A 16412-nucleotide genomic window follows, 5' to 3' on the forward strand; every position below is an offset into this window, starting at 1 on the left:
CGGCGGTAAACCCTTATCAGTCTTGTTCGTCAAGGGTGTCGTAATGTCCTCCGAGTCGACTGATGACGGGGGAGTGTACGTCGAGCTATCTGCAGATCTAGACGAGTGGCTGACTGAGCAGGCCGAGACACTCGACGTGTCTCGCGATGCCGTCATGGAGCAACTGCTGGCCGCATACATGACGACGGTCGATTCGGACAGCGAGATGGGCGATCACATCCAGCCGTCGTCGGACGAACTGGATGCCGTCGTCGCCGCGACCGTGGACGAGAAGCTGAACGGCTCAGTCGAAGCGGCGACCGAGAGCGCCGTCAACGCTCGTGTCCCGGACATCGTCGACACGGTAGAACGCCAGCTTGCTGATCGGTTCGAGGCGCTGGAAGCAGACTTCCAGACGAAGATCGAAGACGTCCGCGAGCGCGTCGTACAGGTCAAACGGGAGGCCGACGCCAAAGCGCCTGCCGACCACAGCCACGAGGAGTTCGACCGCATCGATGCACTCACACAGGAGATTGAACAGATAGAGACGGAACTCGCCGCGCTTCGAAGTGACGTGACTGACTCGCTCGAAACGCAGGACGAGCGCATCGCCGACATCGACGACCGTCTCGATGATGTCGAAGACAAGCTCACCCGCGTCGCCTGGGTCGTCAGCGACCTTCGCGACGACCAGGGTGGCCGAGACCAGAATCAAAAAGCGGTCGACCGCCTGAAACGCGCCGCGGCACAGGAGAACATCTCAGCGGCACGGTGTTCGAACTGTGACGAGCAGGTCGAGATCGGGCTCCTGACCGAACCCCAGTGTCCGCACTGCAACACGACGGTGTCGGACGTGCGGCCTGAGGGCGGTATCATCCGCTCGAAGGCGCGGCTGGTGGCCGCAGCACAGCTTGAACCGGGCGAGAACAATGAGTGACGACGAGCCAGACCCCTTCGAAGCGCTCGACTCCGGTGACGACCGCGAGGGCGACCCGTTCGAGCGACTCGGGTCGGGACCTGACGACGCGGACACCTCGACAGACACACGCCAGCCGTCCGACGACGGTTGGCCGGGCAGCGAATCGAGCGACGTACCGGCCGACAGCGGGTCCAACGGTGAACCCGCTGCAACCGATGCTGACGACCTGCTCTCGGCTGTCGACACGGCGGAGTTCCGTTCGGATTCGGCGGCTGAATCGGACAGCCCTGTTTCAGAGTCGGCACATAGCCCGAACGACCCGTTCTCGGGGATGGACGACCGCGGCGAAGACCCCTTCGGCAGCGGTGACAGCGCATTCGAGCGGGTCGATGTCGACCACATCGACGCCGACAAGGTGTGGGCAGAAATCGCTGACGACGACGATAGCGAGACCGCGCCAGAGAGCCGTTACGCGGAGGTGTCGAAACATCGCTACTGCGAGCAGTGTGAACACTTCTCCGAACCGCCGAACGCACACTGCACGAACGAGGGGACTGAAATCGTGGAGTTCCTCGACATGGAGACGGTCCGGCTCCTGAACTGTCCGGTCGTCGCCGAGCAACACGAAATCGAGGACGAGCAGTAACGGCTTTTTGCCTCGGTGTCGGACGGGCGTGTATGCAGTTCTGCGACGACTGTGGTTCGATGATGCACGCCGACGGTGACGAGATGGTCTGTCAGTCCTGTGGCGCACGGGTCGCGAAAGACGAGGACCGGGCGGCTGAGTTCGTCACCACGGACGAACAGAGCGGCGACGAACTGATAGAGACCGAAGAGGGCTCGAACTTCGAGGGCAAGCCGACGGCCGACGACGTGACCTGTGAGGAATGCGGGCACGGAAAAGCGTGGTACACGATCAAACAGACCGGGTCAGCCGACGAACCGCCGACGCGGTTTTTCAAGTGCCAGGAGTGTGGCCACCGGTGGCGTGAGTACAACTAGAGCAGCGACTCCAGAATCTGGAGCTCTTCCTCCTCGGATATCTGCTCGGAGTTCATACACGCGTGGACGACTTTATGGACGAGCTCGGGATCCTGAAACGGATTGGATTGCAGCGAGCCGCCACCGTCCGCGATGGTTTCGACCTGCCCTTCAAGCTCGGCCAGCTGTGCGGAGAGGTCCTCGACAGTCGACTGGAACGTAGTCAGCGTGGTATTCACCTCGCCGGCCGCTGTCTCGACCACCGCTGCCGAGCGGTCGCCGTCGTCGGGCTCGGTATCGGTCTCTGACACTTGTTCGTCCCCGGTGTCGGGGGCGTCCGGTGACTCCGGGGGTTCGCTCTCGGATGCCAGTGTTTCAGTCTCGTCAGAGGACATTGAATCGGTCTGTTCGTCGCTAAACACAGCGTTTGCGAACGTTTCGCGGTTCGCCCAGTCGAACCCGTCGATACCGTTGACACGATTGCTCACAGTCGAGGCAGTCACATCGAGCTTCTCTGCGAGGTCTCGCTGGGACGCGGTGGGGTGTTGCCGAATCGCCCGGAGCGTCTCTCGTTCTGTCGAGGAGAGGTCCTCCGGGGCCGGATGCGACTGCGTCTCCGCGGACGATTCACTCGGAGACTCGTCGGTCTCGTCGGTCTCGTCGGCCTCGGCTGGGTCGCCGTGTTCTTCGAGGACCCGCTCGACCAGTTCCGCTGTCGCGCTCGGCACTTCGGACGCAAGCTCTGCGATGGACGCCTCAGGGTTCTCGGCCGCTACGTCGAGTATTTGTTTGTGACGCATCGATTTGGGGGCCGTTCGGCCGTTCGTTGATTTGCTCATTGATATCACCACATAGGGATGGTACCGCCACCCAATCCCCCGACCTGATATACGTTTGACTGAAACCAATGGAATTGTCAAAAGCTTTTGGTTAGACACAAACATTAATTAATATGTTATTTACGCAGCCAGCGCCTGAATGCTAATGATACAAACTATGCAGAGCGGGGGGACCGATCTATGGGCCGGACAGGGCACCGTTGGTCAAAACAGAACCTGAGCCTTCTGAAGGCATTTATTCAGGGCAGGGCAACGCAAAGCCATGTACCGTCGTCGTGTTCTGGCACTCTGTGGACTGGCTCTCACCGGTGCAGGATGTCAGGGTGAGACTGCTGACACCGAAACAGTGACGCCGGTCCCGTCGCCGGCCATCAGCGAAACTGACACCGGGCCGCTGCCCGCGGTGACGATTACGGACTCAGTAGTGATGCCCGGCGTCGTGGTCCCGGGAACTGACTCTATCAATGTCCAGTCAGCCGATGGGCAGTACCTCGTGCTCACAGTGACTGTCGAAGGCTCCGGAGTAGACCGCGCCGCGTTCTCGCTCAGATTCAACGGGTCGACGTACAGCCCACAGACCTTCAGGAACGGGCTGTATCGCGACGGTGAGTGGGGCCAACAGTTCACCGAGGCCGGTGGACCACTGGTCTTTGATCTCCCTGAAACCGGCACAGCCAGCGACGCCCGACTCTCCTGGCCCGGCGGGGAGTGGACACCGCCAGAGACTGTCCAGAACAGGCTCAAAGCGCCGCTGCCGTCATTCGATGTCACTCTCGACGGACCGGGGCGCGTCACTGAGCCAGCCGTGCCGACGCTTGAGATAACAGTCACGAACACGGGCGACACCGCAGGTCGGTACGTCCTCGCACTCAACCGAACCGGTCCACGCGTCGCTTACACGCCCGTCGGACGGTTTGACGGTGAGCTGGCGCCGGGTGAAACAGAGAGCATTACACGCGATGGCAAGAGTCCCTACGTCGACGAGACGGAACCGCGCGAAGTCACGTATCACCTGCGAGCCTCGGAAGACCACAACGACGCGACACACCGAATCAAACCGGTCGATGAGGAAGCTACGACCGAATCATAGAAATCCATCGCATTCGAGAGCCGCCTGTGCGCATCGAGACGACAGCAAACAGTCAGACGCTGGCACAGGAGCGCCGCCTCAGACCCCTTCCAGGTCGGACCGGTACTCGTTGATCGCGTCGTCGGCGTCTTCGATGACACCGGCTACGTCTCCCGCGTCACCGCTACTCAGGTCGTTGAGCGCCGACTGGATGCGGGCGAGCCGACCGTGGTCCGGGCCGCGTTCGGCGGTCGCGAGGGTGTCGAGCTGGTCGGCGAGTTCGGCGAGGCGCTCGCTCGCTTCGTCGCTGCTAGTGTCTTCGGACGCCGATTCGAGCAGTTCGCTTGCGGATGCGAGTTCGTCGCGTGTCATACGTGGAAGTTTACAGATGGGGACTAAAACGGTTCGGCTTACGCGAGCAGGATTGTTATAAATAAACAGCGGCCGGAGGCCGCGCAACGCTTACCCAGTCCCCGCTCCCAGACCGGGCATGGCAACCTTCCTCTTCTGTTCGCTAGATGCGGCACTCGTCGGCGACATCGCCTGGCAGGTCGCTCGAGAGGGCCACGACGTGAAGTACTACATCGAGGCCGACAGCGACAGGGAAATCGCCGACGGGTTCGTGCCGAAGACCGACGACTGGCGCACCGAAGTCGAGTGGGCCGACGTCATTATATTCGACGACATCTGGGTCGGCAGCGATGTCGGCACCGGCGAACTCGCGCGGGAACTCCGGGCCGAGGGCCACGCCGTCGTCGGAGGCACTCCGAACACGGACCGGCTCGAAGAGGACCGCGGCTACGCGATGGCGATCCTCGAAGAACACGGTGTCAACACTATCGAACATCACGTCTTCGAGGACTTCGACGCCGGCATCCGGCACGTCCAGAAGGACTCCGCACCCTATGTAATCAAGCCGCTGGGCGAGGTCCAGAACGTCAAGCGACTCCTCTACGTCGGAAATGAGGACGACGGCAGCGACGTCGTTGACGTCCTTCGTGCCTACAAAAAAGCGTGGGGGCACCGGATGAAAGGCTTCCAGCTCCAGCGGAAGGTCGAGGGCGTCGAAGTCGCCGTCTGTGGCTTCTTCAACGGCGAGTTGTTCGTCGAACCGATCAACTTCAACTTCGAGCACAAGAAACTGTTCCCGGGCAACATCGGTCCTTCGACCGGCGAGATGGGGACCTCGATGTTCTGGGCGGGGCGCAACGAACTGTTCACCGAGACGCTCGGCAAACTGGAGGGCTGGCTCGCCGGCGAGGAGTACGTCGGCAGCATCGACATCAACTGCATCGTCAACGAGGACGGTATCTATCCGCTGGAATTTACACCGCGGTTCGGGTACCCCACAGTCACGCTGCAGGAGGAGTCGTTTGAGTCGGGGACAGGGCAGTTCTTCCTCGATCTGGCGAACGGGCGCGACCCCGGGCTGGAGGTCCACCGGGGGTATCAGATCGCGGTTCGAGTCGTCCTCCCGCCGTTCCCGTTCGACGATCAAGAGACGTACGACGAGAACTCCCGCAACGCCGCAGTCGTCTTCGAATCCGACAGCCGCGATGGCATCCACATCGAGGACGCGAAGCGTGTACCCGTTGAGGGTGCGGAACGCTCGGCTGGCGAGAGAAGCGAGCCGGAAGCGGCTGTTGACGGGCAGTGGCGTGTGGCTGGTGAAAGCGGGATGCCGCTAGTCGTCACGGGGAAAGGCGAAACGATGCAGGCGGCACGGGAGCAGGCCTACGAGCGAATCGACGATATCCTCATCCCGAACTGTTACTACCGCGACGACATCGGCGAGCGCTGGATCGACGGCGACGGGGACCGCCTGCAGGCGTGGGGCTATCTCGGCCCTGCCGTCTAGCGACGTGCAGGATAGCGTTCCCGTGTGACCGAGCTTTGGCACGCGCCGAACGCGGACCTTTATGTGTGTAACACGTACCCATGATTGACGAATGGACGCACAAACTGAGCGGTCGCCGCTACACGTCTCGCACACCGACCACGACGACGGCTGGACGGTCGCCGTCGACCTCGACTCGCTTCAGGTTAGCGACGACCACGTCACAGTCGACGTCATTGGAACAGAAGCCATCGTTGCCGTCGACGCCCCGCACCTCCAGACGGAGTTCGACATCGATCTACCGGCTGCCGGGGCAGTCCAGACACTCAGAAACGGCGTGCTCACGCTCTCGCAGCGAAGTTAGCGCTGTCGCGGGCTACTTTTTAGCCATACCCTGCCTTTGTGACAGCCCAACAACACGATACGACTCCACAAGGAATTTGAGCGTGATGCTGGAAGCGTTCAGTGATGACCACCCCTCCCGACCGGGACCCGCCGACGATTCGGGGCTCGGTGCCACCGCTTCGTGCGTGGATTCGAACGTTTCTCATCGGCCTCTGTATGGGCAGTGCGGACGGCGTCCCCGGCGTCTCCGGGGGGACGATAGCGCTCATCGCCGGCGTCTACGAGCGGCTCATCGCTGCGATTACCGCCGTCACGCCGGGCCGAATACTCCGATTTCTCCGCGCGCTCACGCCGCTGGACGGCGGGATTGACCCCCGCGGCGCGTTCGCGGAACTGCTCGAACTCGACGTCTGGTTCCTCGTCGCGCTGGTCACCGGCGTCGGGACTGCCGTCGTCATCGTGACGCGAATCGTCCACGTCGCCAGCCAGGAGACGCCAGCGCTACTCTTTGGGTTCTTCTTCGGACTCATCGCCGCCTCGGCGGTCGTCTTGCTGCGCAGCCTCACCGTCGAGTCGCCGTTCCAGATAGGGGCCGGCGTCGTCGGCTTCGTCCTCGCGTTCTACGTCTCCGGCGTGTCGACATCGGCCGCGGACGGGGGCGGTCTCATGCTGGTCTTCGTCGCCGGCATGATAGGCGTCAGCGCGATGATTCTACCCGGCATCTCGGGGTCGCTGTTGCTCATCATCCTCGGGCAGTACACCCGGATGTCGACGGCGCTCAGCGAGTTCGTCGACGCGCTCATCGCGCTCGCCACCGGCGGCACGGTCGAGGACGTGACCACGACCGCCGTGCCGGTCGTGACGTTCATCCTCGGCGGACTTGTCGGGTTGTTCACCATCGCCCGCGTCGTCCGGCGGGCGCTTGATTACAACCGCCGAGCGACACTGGCTTTCCTCGTCGCGCTCGTCGTCGGTGCACTGCGTGCCCCTGTCGTGGAAGTACAGGAGAAGGTCGGTTTTTCGACCGACGTTCTCATCGCGTTCGTCGCCGCTGGTGCCGTCGGCGCGGCCTTCCTGCTCGCCCTCGACTGGTACGCCGTCGACCTCGACCTGGATAAGATCTAAACAGGTTCAGAAGCCCCAGGCACGGCGGTACTGCGGCGGTCCCTCTATCTCGTCGGTCGCGTCGAGTTCCTTCGCGGCATTCATCGTGAAGTACGGGTCCCGGAGGTGTTCGCGGCCGACGATGGCCATGTCTGCCCGGTCGTTGGCGACGACGGCTTCGGCCTGTTCGGGCGTCGTGATGCCGCCGACAGCGCCGACGGCGATGTCCGACTCCGTTTCCTCTCGGATCCGCTCGGCGTACCGGAGCTGGTAGTTCGGCCCGGCGTAGTCGGGGCGGGACTCGGGGTGGATGCCGCCGCCGCTTACGTCGATGAGGTCCACGCCGATGTCGGCGAGCCGGTCCGACAGTCGCACGGAATCCTCGACGGTCCAGGAATTGCGGTCGGGGAACCAGTCCGTCGCAGAGATACGGACGAACACCGGCTTGTCGTCGGGCCAGACCTCGCGGACGGCGGTCGTGATTTCGCGGACCAGCCGCGTGCGGCCCTCGAAGTCGCCGCCGTAGTCGTCTTCGCGGTGGTTCGTCACCGGTGAAAGGAACTGATGCAAGAGGTAGCCGTGGGCGGCGTGGACCTCTGCGACTTCGAATCCGGCGTCGAGCGCGCGCTCAGCGGCGGTGCGGAACGAGCCGATGACAGCCTCGATGCCGCCCTGATCGAGCGCCGTTGTCGGCGGTGCCTCGCCGTCTTCGTATGGCCAGGGGTCGTCACTCGGGCCGACGACTTCCCAGCCGCCGTCGTCGGGCTGGAGCGGGTCGTGGCCATCCCACGGTCGTTCGATGGAGGCTTTCCGCCCAGCATGGGCTAACTGGATGCCCGGCACGCTTCCCTGTTCGGTGATGAACTCCGTAATCGGTTCCAGCGCTGCCGCGTGCTCGTCGCTCCAGATACCCAGATCCTCCGGAGAGATACGGCCACGGGCTTCGACAGCAGTCGCCTCGGTCATGACCAGGCCTGCGCGGCCAACGGCACGCGAACCGAGGTGCGTGCGGTGCCAGTCGGTGGCGAGGCCGTCACGAGCCTCGCAGGAGTACTGGCACATCGGAGACACCATGACGCGATTCGGGACTGTCGTCTCACGGAGTTCCAGCGGTGAGAACAGTGCAGTCATCGACGGGAGTTTGCCGTCGAGACGGATAACCGCACTGGCGGCTGCAAGAGTCGTGGTTAGTTCCGGCGGTTTCCGTCGTCACCTTGGCGTCTCGCCGCCAGCGCCCTACTCGGTCAGCGAGGCACCGGTGTTCCGGGGAGCGACGACGGTGACTGTGCCCTCGACGCCGGCCTCGTCGAGAGCTAGGACGCCAGCCTCCCTGGCCTCGGACTGGTGGGCCGCCGTCGTCAGCCCCCAGACGGTCGGCCCCCACGAGCTCTGGCCGGCCCCCGAAATTACCGGGGCGCTCGACAGCGAGTCGACGAGTTCGCCAGCGGGTGGGCGGTAGACGCCACCCTGCTCGTCGGCGTACCACGCGCCGTTGAGCCGGCCCAGCCGCGCCGCGGCCTGCCCGAAGTCGCTGTGGTCTCTGGTCGCAATCGCGGGGAGGACCCGCCGGGTCAGTAACGTCGAGATCTCGTCAGCGATACCGGGGTCGGCGCGCTCGACGGCTTGCCGCATGCTCTGGTCTTCTGCGCTCCCGCTCTGTCCGGGGTCGGTGTCCGGGACGACGATGACAAACCGCCAGTGTGCGGGGACGTCATGACGGGCCAGCACCGGCGGCACGTCCCAGTCACCTTCGGCTGGCGGTTCGGCAGTGAACCGCTCCGTCGGGTGGCCGCCGTCGACGACGAACCCGCCCGACTCGAACGCGGCCACGCCGACGCCGCTCCGGCCGCCCCGGCCCAGTTGCGGCGCGTAGGTCCGTGCGTCGGCAGTCCGGTCGTACGCCCGGACGACGGCGATGAGCGTCGCCAGCGAGAGCTGGGTGCCGCTCCCGAGGCCGACGTGTCGCGGGAACCGCTCGTCGACGGCGACGGCCGCGCCGGGCACGTCGAGCGCGTCGACGACGCGCCGAACGTACGGCTCAGTCGCCGCGTCGTCACACCGGACCGTCTCGGCCCGGGACGCCTCGACGGTCAGCCGCGGCTCATCGAGCGCGAGCCCGACGCCGCCGTAGAGGCGCTCGTGGGCGAGCGAGAGGTTCTGAAAGCCGAAGTGGAGTCGCGCGGCGGTCGTGACCGTCGGCATACGGCGGCGGAAGTCCCCGACGGAAAAGAAGGTACTGTCACCGGTCGGTTTCGCCGTGCTCCGTGTGAGACGGTACCGCGAGTACAAGTTATTTAAGGTTGCCCATGGCCTCGGTGAAATATGAGCAATCAGGAGCGGCAAGAACGTCCGGAAAAAGACCCGGACCTGCGGAGTACCGAGGTGACGGAGGGATACGAGAAAGCCCCCCACCGCGCGATGTTCCGCGCGATGGGCTACGACGACGAGGACCTCTCCTCGCCGATGATCGGCATCGCGAACCCGGCCGCCGACATCACCCCGTGTAACGTCCATCTGGACGACGTGGCCGATGCTGCCTACGACGGTATCGACGATACCGAAGGGATGCCAATCGAGTTCGGGACCATCACCATCTCCGACGCTATCTCGATGGGGACCGAGGGAATGAAGGCGTCGCTCATCTCCCGCGAAATCATCGCCGACTCGGTCGAACTCGTCACCTTCGGCGAGCGGATGGACGGCATCGTCACCATCGGCGGCTGCGACAAGAACATGCCCGGCATGATGATGGCCGCTATCCGAACGGACCTGCCGAGCGTCTTCCTCTACGGCGGCTCCATCATGCCCGGCGAGCACGACGGCCGCGAGGTCACCATCCAGAACGTCTTCGAGGGCGTCGGCGCGGTCGCCGACGGAGAGATGACCGAGGGCGAACTCGACGAGATGGAACGCCACGCCTGCCCCGGCGCGGGCTCCTGTGGCGGGATGTTCACCGCCAACACGATGGCCTCCATCTCCGAGGCGCTCGGCTTCGCGCCGCTTGGGTCGGCCTCCCCGCCGGCCGAACACGAGTCCCGTTACGAGGAGGCCCGCCGGGCCGGCGAACTCGCCGTCGAGGTGGTCCAAGAACGCCGCCGCCCCTCGGATTTCCTCACCCGCGAGTCCTTCGAGAACGCCATCGCCCTGCAGGTCGCGGTCGGGGGCTCGACCAACGCCGTCCTCCACCTGCTCGCGCTCGCGGCGGAGGCCGGCATCGACCTCGACATCGAGACGTTCAACGACATCAGCGCCCGGACGCCCAAGATTGCCGACCTCCAGCCCGGCGGCGAGAAGGTCATGAACGACCTCCACGAGGTCGGCGGCGTCCCGGTCGTCCTGAAAGCGCTGAACGACGCCGGCCTGCTCCACGGCGACGAACTCACTGTCACTGGCAACACCATCGCAGAGGAACTCGACCGCATCGACCCGCCGGCCATCGAGGACCTCGACGCGGATTACCTGTACCCGGTCGAAGACCCGATCCACGAGCGCGGGGCTATCCGCATCCTCTCGGGCAACCTCGCGCCCGACGGCGCAGTCATCAAAATCACCGGCGAGGACCACCTCCACCACGAGGGGCCGGTCCGCGTCTTCGAGCAGGAAGAAGGAGCCATGGAGTACGTGCAAGAGGGGCACGTCGAGTCGGGCGACGTCATCTGCATCCGCAACGAGGGTCCCCAGGGCGGGCCCGGCATGCGCGAGATGCTCGGCGTCACCTCGGCCGTCGCCGGGCAAGGCCACGCCGAGGACGTGGCGCTGTTTACCGACGGCCGCTTCTCCGGCGCGACCCGCGGCTTCTCCATCGGCCACGTCGCGCCCGAAGCGTTCGTCGGCGGCCCAATCGCCGCCCTAGAGGACGGCGACACCGTCACTATCGACATCGACAACCACGAACTGTCGGTCGATCTCACTGACGAGGAGATGCAACAGCGCCTCGAAGACTACGACCCCGAGCCGACGTACGACAGCGGCGTGCTGGCGAAGTACCACAGCGATTTCGGCTCCGCCGCCAACGGTGCGGTGACAAACCCCGGCGCGAAGTGGGACTGAGACCGGATCACAGCTTCGGCGCGCGGAACGAACCGCCCGCGACGGCCCCGCTGGACCCGCCCCGAAGATTCACGTCCGCGTGACCGTGATAAGCCCTTCTTTCAGTGCCGCTTCGAACCGCTCGTCAAGCGTCATCTGCTCCCAGCCGTCTGGCCGATTCTCCGCGGCAATCTCAGCGAGCGACTCGACCAGCGACCTGTGGAGGAACCGTCCGTTCTCGCCACAGTCATCGCAGGTCTTGATTATCGACCGAACCTCGAAGTCCCGCTCGACGCCGGCCTGGCATCGGGCACACACGTACGTTTCGGACACACCTGACTATACGCCGTCCGGATACTCGGGTGTTGTGAAACATTTCATCTGGGAATCATGACCGGCTATGGACTGTTTCTATCGACGGCACTCGTCGACTACCGCACAGTTCTCTGGGCGGGAAATAGCTCCCGTGATGTGTTATTGCCGTATAGCGGCCACTGAGCGCAGTTGCCGGGACGATTCAGACGGCGGCCGGTCGATGCGGACGGCAGTGTCCGATATAAGCCGTGGGAGCGCATCCCGCTACTACGTCATATTTTATTTTCATCATGACTACTAAACCTATTTACAATCCCAGTACAAACCGTGGGCGTGTTGATGTCCCCGCCGACCGTCCTCCTCATCACCGCCGAGACTGCTGCCGGGAAGCGGTTACAGGCGGCACTTGAACAGGCAGCAATCGACGCCACGGTTGAGACGACCGAGCCCGAATGCGTCGATACGACACTGCTACGTACTGCGGTTGACTGCCTCGTCGTTCCGGTGACGTGTGAGGGTATGGCCGGCGGACATCTGGCGGAGGCGGCTACCGGTCTCTACCCGACCCTCCCAGTAATCATGTACGGCTCTGAGGCAGACCGTGGAGAGCACATTCAGGCGGTCGCCGACGACGACCTTGGGTCGCCGGAACTGGCAGCCGCAGTCGGTGAGGCGCTCGAAAACAGTGAGACAATGGCCGCACGGCCGGCTTCCCGGCCGGAGACGATTCTCGCCACGATGTTCGAACGGAACTCCGAACACCTGTACGTAAAAGACACTGACAGGCAGTATTTGCTGCTCAACGATTCCTCGTACGCGCCCCCGGAACTGCTCGGCCGGCGGGACGAAGATGGGCTCCCCGCGGGGGCGACGTATCTGGATGCGGCGCGCGGTGACGACTTACAGGTCATCAACGACGAGACCGACATCCTCGACATCCACGAGTTCTCGCCGTCGATGGGAAAGCACCTCCGGACATCGAAGGTCCCATGGTACGACGAAACTGACGAGCTGGCCGGCCTTATTGGGATCACACAGGACATCACCGACCAGAAGGAACGCGAACGTCTTCTCAGACAGCAGAACGAACGTCTCCGGAAGGTGGCACTGCTGGCCGCACACGAACTCCGAAACGAACTCCAGGTGTCGACCGGCCACCTCTCGCAGATTGAGGCCGACGACGAGCACATTGGCGCTGTGGAGGAGTCCATCGACCGACTCTCCAGTATCGTCGATAAAGTCGTCTCGCTGGCGTCGAGCGACTCGCCGGAGTTCGAACCCGAGCAACAGTGGCTCTCGACGGTCGCCTGGGACGTATGGAGTTCGCTGTCGCTCGAAGCCGCGTCGCTCGAAGTAACATCAGACAGGCGGCTGTTGGCGGACCCGGAATCAATGCGCCTGTTTCTCGAAATCCTGCTCTCGAACGCCGTCGAACACGGCGGGCCGGACGTGGCGATTCGGGTCGGTGCCACGTCTTCGGGGTTCTTCGTCGCGGACGATGGGCCCGGCGTCGACGTCTCGCCGCCGGAGCGGGTGTTCGAGGCGGGATACGCATCAGAGAAGCAAAACAGTGGGTTCGGACTCTACATCGCCAACCGGATCGCAAAAGAACACGGCTGGTCGCTGTCCGTCGATGACAGCGAGGCGGGCGGCGCGCGGTTCACCGTGACCGACGTGGAACGACCGGACTAGAGTTCGAAAGTCTCGTCGCCGTCGAGGACGTGGACCTCGGCGTCACTGCCGGTGCCCGCCACCTCGTTGACGAAGTCCTGTGTGTCGATTTCGATGGGCGGGAACGTGTCGTAGTGCATCGGGAACGCGTGGTCGACATCGAGCCAGTCGACGGCGACGGCGGCCTGCATGGGTCCCATCGTGAAGTGGTCTCCGACCGGGACCGCCGCGGCGTCGGGTTCGAGGAACGGCCCGATGACGTCGCGCATCTCCGTCATGAGGCCGGTGTCGCCGGCGTGGTAGAACGTCGTCGACTCCGCGTCGCTGACCTGCGTCGGCTTCGTATCGGAGATGATGAACCCGCCGGGCATCCCGCCGCTGGTGCCGTAGCTGGTGTCCATCCCGTTGGTGTGGTCGGCCCGGTGCATCGTGACGAAGGCGTCGCCGATTTCGACGGTGCCGCCGAGGTTCATCCCCATGCCGCCGACGGCGTCGAAGTCGCCGAAGTTGTCCTCGCAGTACTCGACGACTTCCGGCGTCGCCACGAGCCCACTGCCCTCGTAGCGGTCCACGTCGCCAATGTGGTCCGCGTGGCCGTGGGTCAACAGCACGTAATCGGGGTCCAGTTCCTCGGGGTCCGTATCCGTCTTGGGGTTATCGAAGAACGGATCGATGAGCAACTCGGTGTCGTCGACTGTCACGTGCCACGTCGAATGGCCGTACCATGTGAGTTCCATACCGGATGCACGCTACTCGCGGCGTCTACTTAATATTACAGTGAGTGGGCGCCAAACGGCAGAGCCGAACGAACTTACGGCTCGTCGACACCGCTTTCCGGCCGGACCCGTGAGAGCCGCATCGCGTTCCCGGTCACGGCCGTCGTCATCCCGGCGTCGCCCGCGAGCACGGCCGCCCAGATGGGAACGAGACCGAACGGAACAGCGACGGCGAGGCCAGCTTTGACCGCCAGGCTGGCCCAGATGTTCTGCCGGATGACGCCGTTGGCGTCGTTCGCCAGTTCGTACAGGTACGGGAGTTTCGAGAGGTCGTCGCTCATGAGGGCGATATCAGCCGTTTCAAGCGCCGTGTCCGTGCCGGCTGCTCCCATGGCGACTCCCACAGTCGCGCTCGCCAGCGCCGGCGCGTCGTTGATGCCGTCGCCGACCATCGCCACGCCGTCGTGCTCCTCGACGAGGTCCTCGATAGCGGCGACTTTCTCGTCAGGCAAGAGTTCGGCCTGGTATTCGTCGACGCCGACTTCCCGTGCGATAGCCCCCGCCGTTCGCTCGTTGTCGCCGGTGAGCATCACCGTCCGCTCGACGCCGAGGTCACGGAGCCGGGCGATGGCGGCTCTTGCCTCCGGGCGCACCTCGTCGGCGACGGCGATGATACCCTCGATCTCGTCTTCTGTCCCGACGATGACGACCGTCTTTCCTTCGGCCTGAAGTTCAGGCACGGCATCTTCCAGCAAGTCCAGACAGTTGTTGCGCTCACAGAGCTGCTGGGTCGTTTTGGTGACAACACCGCCATCGGTGGTCGCGTGGACATGCGAGAGGTCGAAGCCGAGCTCCTCGAACAGGCCCGGTTTCCCGGCGTAGTGGGGCGTCCCGTCGAGGTCTGCACGGACGCCTTTCCCAGTGATGCTCTCGAAGTCATCGACGTCGGCGCTCTCGACGCCGGTCGTTCCCGCCTCTGCGACGATGGCCTCGCCAATGGGGTGTTCGCTCCGCTGTTCGAGCCCACGGGCACACCGGAGGACCTCGTCCTCGGTGTTCCCGTTCAGCGGAATCACGTCGGTGACGGTCAGTTCGCCTTTCGTCAGCGTGCCGGTCTTGTCGAAGGCGACCACGTCGACCGCGCCCATCGCTTCGAGGTGGTTCCCGCCCTTGATGAGAACGCCGTTCTTCGCGGCGCTGGTGATGCCGGAGACGACTGAGACAGGCGTCGAGATGACGAACGCGCAGGGACAGGCCAGCACCAGCAGCGTCAGCCCGTGCACGACGGCGGTCGACCACGCTACGCCCAGCACCGCGGGGCTCGCAAGCGTCACGAGGACGGCGAAGGCGACGACGACGGGCGTGTAGTACGCAGAGAAGCGCTCGACGAACTGCTCGCGCTCGGTCTTGTTGGACTGTGCGTCCTCGACCATCTGGACGATGCGCGAGAGCGTGTTGTCGCTGGCCGCCGCTGTGACCTGCACTTCCAGATACCCCTCCTCGTTGATCGTCCCGGCGTACACCTCGTCACCTTCGGTCTTGTCGACCGGGACGCTCTCGCCGGTGATCGGAGCCTGATTGACTGCGCTGGTCCCATCGACGACCTCGCCGTCCATCGGAATCTTTTCGCCGGGCCTGATGACGACGACATCGCCGACCTGTACCTCGTCGACGGGGACTGTCGTCTCCTCGCCGTCCTGCAGAACTGTCGCCTCGTCGGGCGAGAGGTCCATCAGTTCTTCCAGCGAGTTCCGCGCGCGGTCCATTGAGTAGCGTTCCAGCAGTTCCGCGACGCTGAACAGGAACGCGAGCGTCGCGGCTTCAAAGTACAGCGCCTCGCCGAAAGCCAAGCTGGCAGTAAGCGCGCCCAGAATGGCGATGGACATCAGCAGGTCGATGTCCAGATTCCGGTTTTTCAGGGAGTAGTAGCCCCCGCGCAGGATTTCTTGACCGCCCGTCGCTACCGCGATGAGAAACAGAACGTCGTCGACGTACAGCGGCGTCCCCAGAGCGCTGCCGACTTGCGCGTTCGCGCCGGGCAGCAAGAACTCCAGAAAGAAAACGAGGCCCAAGGCGACGAACACGCCGCTGACCCACGTCTTCAGCGCCCGTGAACTGGTCCAGATCGAGTCGTTCTCGTCCGACTGTCCGGTCCCCGTGTCGTCCTCCCCCGCCGTCTCCGTGACCTCGTAGCCGGCGCTCTCGATGGCCGTCACGAGGTCCCGCTCTGTCACTGCCGTCCGGTCGTACGTGACGACGGCCGTTCCTGTGGTCGGGCGCGTCTCGACGGCTCTGATACCGTCGACCGCCCCGAGCGCATTCTCGACCTTCCCGGCACAGGAGGCACAGTCCATCTCCGGGACGGACAGCTGTGCGACCTGCGGCGTCCGTTCTCCGTCTGTCACTGTCGGAGGGCCGTCGTCACCCGCGCCGACACACGCACCACCATCCGAACAGCTGTCGGACTCCGTCATTACCGGTGCTAGGCTACCCGGTCTTATTAATCCAGCTGCTAAATATGGCCCACAAACTGGGATTAGTTAATAAATAAGTGCGGGCTTATTATTAACCCAGCCAGTATCGACCGTGTAGCTGGCATTGCCAGCCG

General features: G+C 64.1%; 16 protein-coding genes. 9 read left to right on the forward strand and 7 right to left on the reverse strand.

Annotated elements, in window-relative coordinates; translation table 11 throughout:
* Positions 1–43 precede the first annotated feature (43 nt).
* From DVK00_RS08360 to DVK00_RS08370, 3 genes are read left to right on the forward strand one after another with little or no spacing between them, the layout of a single operon-like run.
* Positions 44–916, forward strand: coding sequence for a hypothetical protein (locus tag DVK00_RS08360; protein WP_101349692.1), 873 nt, complete (start codon positions 44–46; stop codon positions 914–916).
* Complete coding sequence (locus DVK00_RS08365) at positions 909–1544, forward strand: hypothetical protein (protein WP_121577568.1); 636 nt, start codon at positions 909–911, stop codon at positions 1542–1544. The genes DVK00_RS08360 and DVK00_RS08365 overlap by 8 nt, the downstream gene beginning before the upstream one ends.
* A 32-nt stretch (positions 1545–1576) precedes the next feature.
* The gene (locus DVK00_RS08370; RefSeq protein WP_101349690.1) at positions 1577–1900 is read left to right on the forward strand and encodes a transcription factor S; all 324 of its coding nucleotides are present in this window, start codon (positions 1577–1579) and stop codon (positions 1898–1900) included.
* Here DVK00_RS08370 and DVK00_RS08375 read toward each other — a convergent pair.
* Entirely contained in the window at positions 1897–2679 is a 783-nt protein-coding gene (locus DVK00_RS08375) for a winged helix-turn-helix domain-containing protein (RefSeq protein WP_121536848.1), read from the reverse strand. The genes DVK00_RS08370 and DVK00_RS08375 overlap by 4 nt on opposite strands.
* Before the next feature lie 301 nt (positions 2680–2980).
* Here DVK00_RS08375 and DVK00_RS08380 point away from each other — a divergent pair, with 301 nt between their 5' ends.
* Positions 2981–3808, forward strand: a complete 828-nt coding sequence (locus DVK00_RS08380) for a hypothetical protein (RefSeq protein WP_101349689.1) — start codon at positions 2981–2983, stop codon at positions 3806–3808.
* 78 nt (positions 3809–3886) lie between these two features.
* On the opposite strand, the gene DVK00_RS08385 is transcribed toward DVK00_RS08380, so the two are convergent.
* On the reverse strand, positions 3887–4159 hold the full coding sequence (locus DVK00_RS08385) for a hypothetical protein (protein ID WP_101349688.1): 273 nt from the start codon (positions 4157–4159) through the stop codon (positions 3887–3889).
* Between the two features lie 118 nt (positions 4160–4277).
* Between DVK00_RS08385 and DVK00_RS08390 the strand changes: the two genes are divergently transcribed.
* The 3 genes from DVK00_RS08390 to DVK00_RS08400 all read left to right on the forward strand — a co-directional run bounded on the left by DVK00_RS08390 (position 4278) and on the right by DVK00_RS08400 (position 7094).
* Entirely contained in the window at positions 4278–5645 is a 1368-nt protein-coding gene (locus DVK00_RS08390; RefSeq protein ID WP_121577569.1) for a phosphoribosylamine--glycine ligase, read from the forward strand.
* Positions 5646–5736: 91 nt separating this feature from the next.
* Positions 5737–5988: a hypothetical protein gene (locus DVK00_RS08395; protein WP_053968449.1), complete on the forward strand. Its 252-nt coding sequence runs from the start codon at positions 5737–5739 to the stop codon at positions 5986–5988.
* Positions 5989–6092: 104 nt separating this feature from the next.
* Positions 6093–7094: a DUF368 domain-containing protein gene (locus DVK00_RS08400; RefSeq protein WP_121577570.1), complete on the forward strand. Its 1002-nt coding sequence runs from the start codon at positions 6093–6095 to the stop codon at positions 7092–7094.
* Positions 7095–7100: 6 nt separating this feature from the next.
* Here the strand turns inward: DVK00_RS08400 and DVK00_RS08405 are convergent, their stop codons facing one another.
* Both DVK00_RS08405 and DVK00_RS08410 read right to left on the reverse strand, forming a co-directional pair.
* The gene (locus DVK00_RS08405; RefSeq protein WP_121536689.1) at positions 7101–8204 is read right to left on the reverse strand and encodes an NADH:flavin oxidoreductase/NADH oxidase; all 1104 of its coding nucleotides are present in this window, start codon (positions 8202–8204) and stop codon (positions 7101–7103) included.
* A 105-nt stretch (positions 8205–8309) separates the two neighbouring features.
* On the reverse strand, positions 8310–9275 hold the full coding sequence (locus DVK00_RS08410) for a beta-ribofuranosylaminobenzene 5'-phosphate synthase family protein (RefSeq protein WP_121577571.1): 966 nt from the start codon (positions 9273–9275) through the stop codon (positions 8310–8312).
* 120 nt (positions 9276–9395) lie between these two features.
* Here DVK00_RS08410 and ilvD point away from each other — a divergent pair, with 120 nt between their 5' ends.
* Positions 9396–11123 carry a dihydroxy-acid dehydratase gene (gene ilvD, locus DVK00_RS08415; RefSeq protein ID WP_101349683.1) on the forward strand — a complete coding sequence of 576 codons (1728 nt, stop codon included), beginning with the start codon at positions 9396–9398 and terminating at the stop codon, positions 11121–11123.
* A gap of 69 nt (positions 11124–11192) precedes the next feature.
* On the opposite strand, the gene DVK00_RS08420 is transcribed toward ilvD, so the two are convergent.
* A complete protein-coding gene (locus DVK00_RS08420; RefSeq protein WP_053968454.1) occupies positions 11193–11435 on the reverse strand; it encodes a hypothetical protein in 243 nt (80 codons plus the stop codon).
* Positions 11436–11756: 321 nt separating this feature from the next.
* Between DVK00_RS08420 and DVK00_RS08425 the strand changes: the two genes are divergently transcribed.
* Complete coding sequence (locus DVK00_RS08425) at positions 11757–13109, forward strand: hybrid sensor histidine kinase/response regulator (RefSeq protein ID WP_101349682.1); 1353 nt, start codon at positions 11757–11759, stop codon at positions 13107–13109.
* On the opposite strand, the gene DVK00_RS08430 is transcribed toward DVK00_RS08425, so the two are convergent.
* Together DVK00_RS08430 and DVK00_RS08435 are read right to left on the reverse strand one after the other, a co-directional pair.
* Entirely contained in the window at positions 13106–13825 is a 720-nt protein-coding gene (locus DVK00_RS08430; RefSeq protein ID WP_101349681.1) for a metal-dependent hydrolase, read from the reverse strand. The two genes, DVK00_RS08425 and DVK00_RS08430, sit on opposite strands and share 4 nt — an antisense overlap.
* Before the next feature lie 74 nt (positions 13826–13899).
* Positions 13900–16278 (reverse strand): cation-translocating P-type ATPase, encoded by a 2379-nt coding sequence (locus DVK00_RS08435; protein WP_121577572.1) that lies wholly within the window; start codon positions 16276–16278, stop codon positions 13900–13902.
* Between the last annotated feature and the right edge of the window lie 134 nt (positions 16279–16412).

It is taken from the genome of Haloarcula sp. Atlit-47R (genome assembly GCF_003665985.1).
Classification (GTDB): Archaea; Halobacteriota; Halobacteria; order Halobacteriales; family Haloarculaceae; genus Haloarcula; species Haloarcula taiwanensis.

Excerpts from the sequence above, each read along its gene's own strand:
- DVK00_RS08370 (WP_101349690.1), top strand. The coding sequence starts at position 1,577 with ATGCAGTTCTGCGACGACTGTGGTTCGATGATGCACGCCGACGGTGAC.
- DVK00_RS08365 (WP_121577568.1), top strand. The coding sequence starts at position 909 with ATGAGTGACGACGAGCCAGACCCCTTCGAAGCGCTCGACTCCGGTGAC.
- DVK00_RS08375 (WP_121536848.1), bottom strand. The coding sequence starts at position 2,679 with ATGCGTCACAAACAAATACTCGACGTAGCGGCCGAGAACCCTGAGGCG.
- DVK00_RS08385 (WP_101349688.1), bottom strand. The coding sequence starts at position 4,159 with ATGACACGCGACGAACTCGCATCCGCAAGCGAACTGCTCGAATCGGCG.
- DVK00_RS08410 (WP_121577571.1), bottom strand. The coding sequence starts at position 9,275 with ATGCCGACGGTCACGACCGCCGCGCGACTCCACTTCGGCTTTCAGAAC.
- DVK00_RS08360 (WP_101349692.1), top strand. The coding sequence starts at position 44 with ATGTCCTCCGAGTCGACTGATGACGGGGGAGTGTACGTCGAGCTATCT.
- DVK00_RS08400 (WP_121577570.1), top strand. The coding sequence starts at position 6,093 with ATGACCACCCCTCCCGACCGGGACCCGCCGACGATTCGGGGCTCGGTG.
- DVK00_RS08405 (WP_121536689.1), bottom strand. The coding sequence starts at position 8,204 with ATGACTGCACTGTTCTCACCGCTGGAACTCCGTGAGACGACAGTCCCG.
- ilvD (WP_101349683.1), top strand. The coding sequence starts at position 9,396 with ATGAGCAATCAGGAGCGGCAAGAACGTCCGGAAAAAGACCCGGACCTG.
- DVK00_RS08395 (WP_053968449.1), top strand. The coding sequence starts at position 5,737 with ATGGACGCACAAACTGAGCGGTCGCCGCTACACGTCTCGCACACCGAC.
- DVK00_RS08390 (WP_121577569.1), top strand. The coding sequence starts at position 4,278 with ATGGCAACCTTCCTCTTCTGTTCGCTAGATGCGGCACTCGTCGGCGAC.
- DVK00_RS08430 (WP_101349681.1), bottom strand. The coding sequence starts at position 13,825 with ATGGAACTCACATGGTACGGCCATTCGACGTGGCACGTGACAGTCGAC.
- DVK00_RS08425 (WP_101349682.1), top strand. The coding sequence starts at position 11,757 with ATGTCCCCGCCGACCGTCCTCCTCATCACCGCCGAGACTGCTGCCGGG.
- DVK00_RS08435 (WP_121577572.1), bottom strand. The coding sequence starts at position 16,278 with ATGACGGAGTCCGACAGCTGTTCGGATGGTGGTGCGTGTGTCGGCGCG.
- DVK00_RS08380 (WP_101349689.1), top strand. The coding sequence starts at position 2,981 with ATGTACCGTCGTCGTGTTCTGGCACTCTGTGGACTGGCTCTCACCGGT.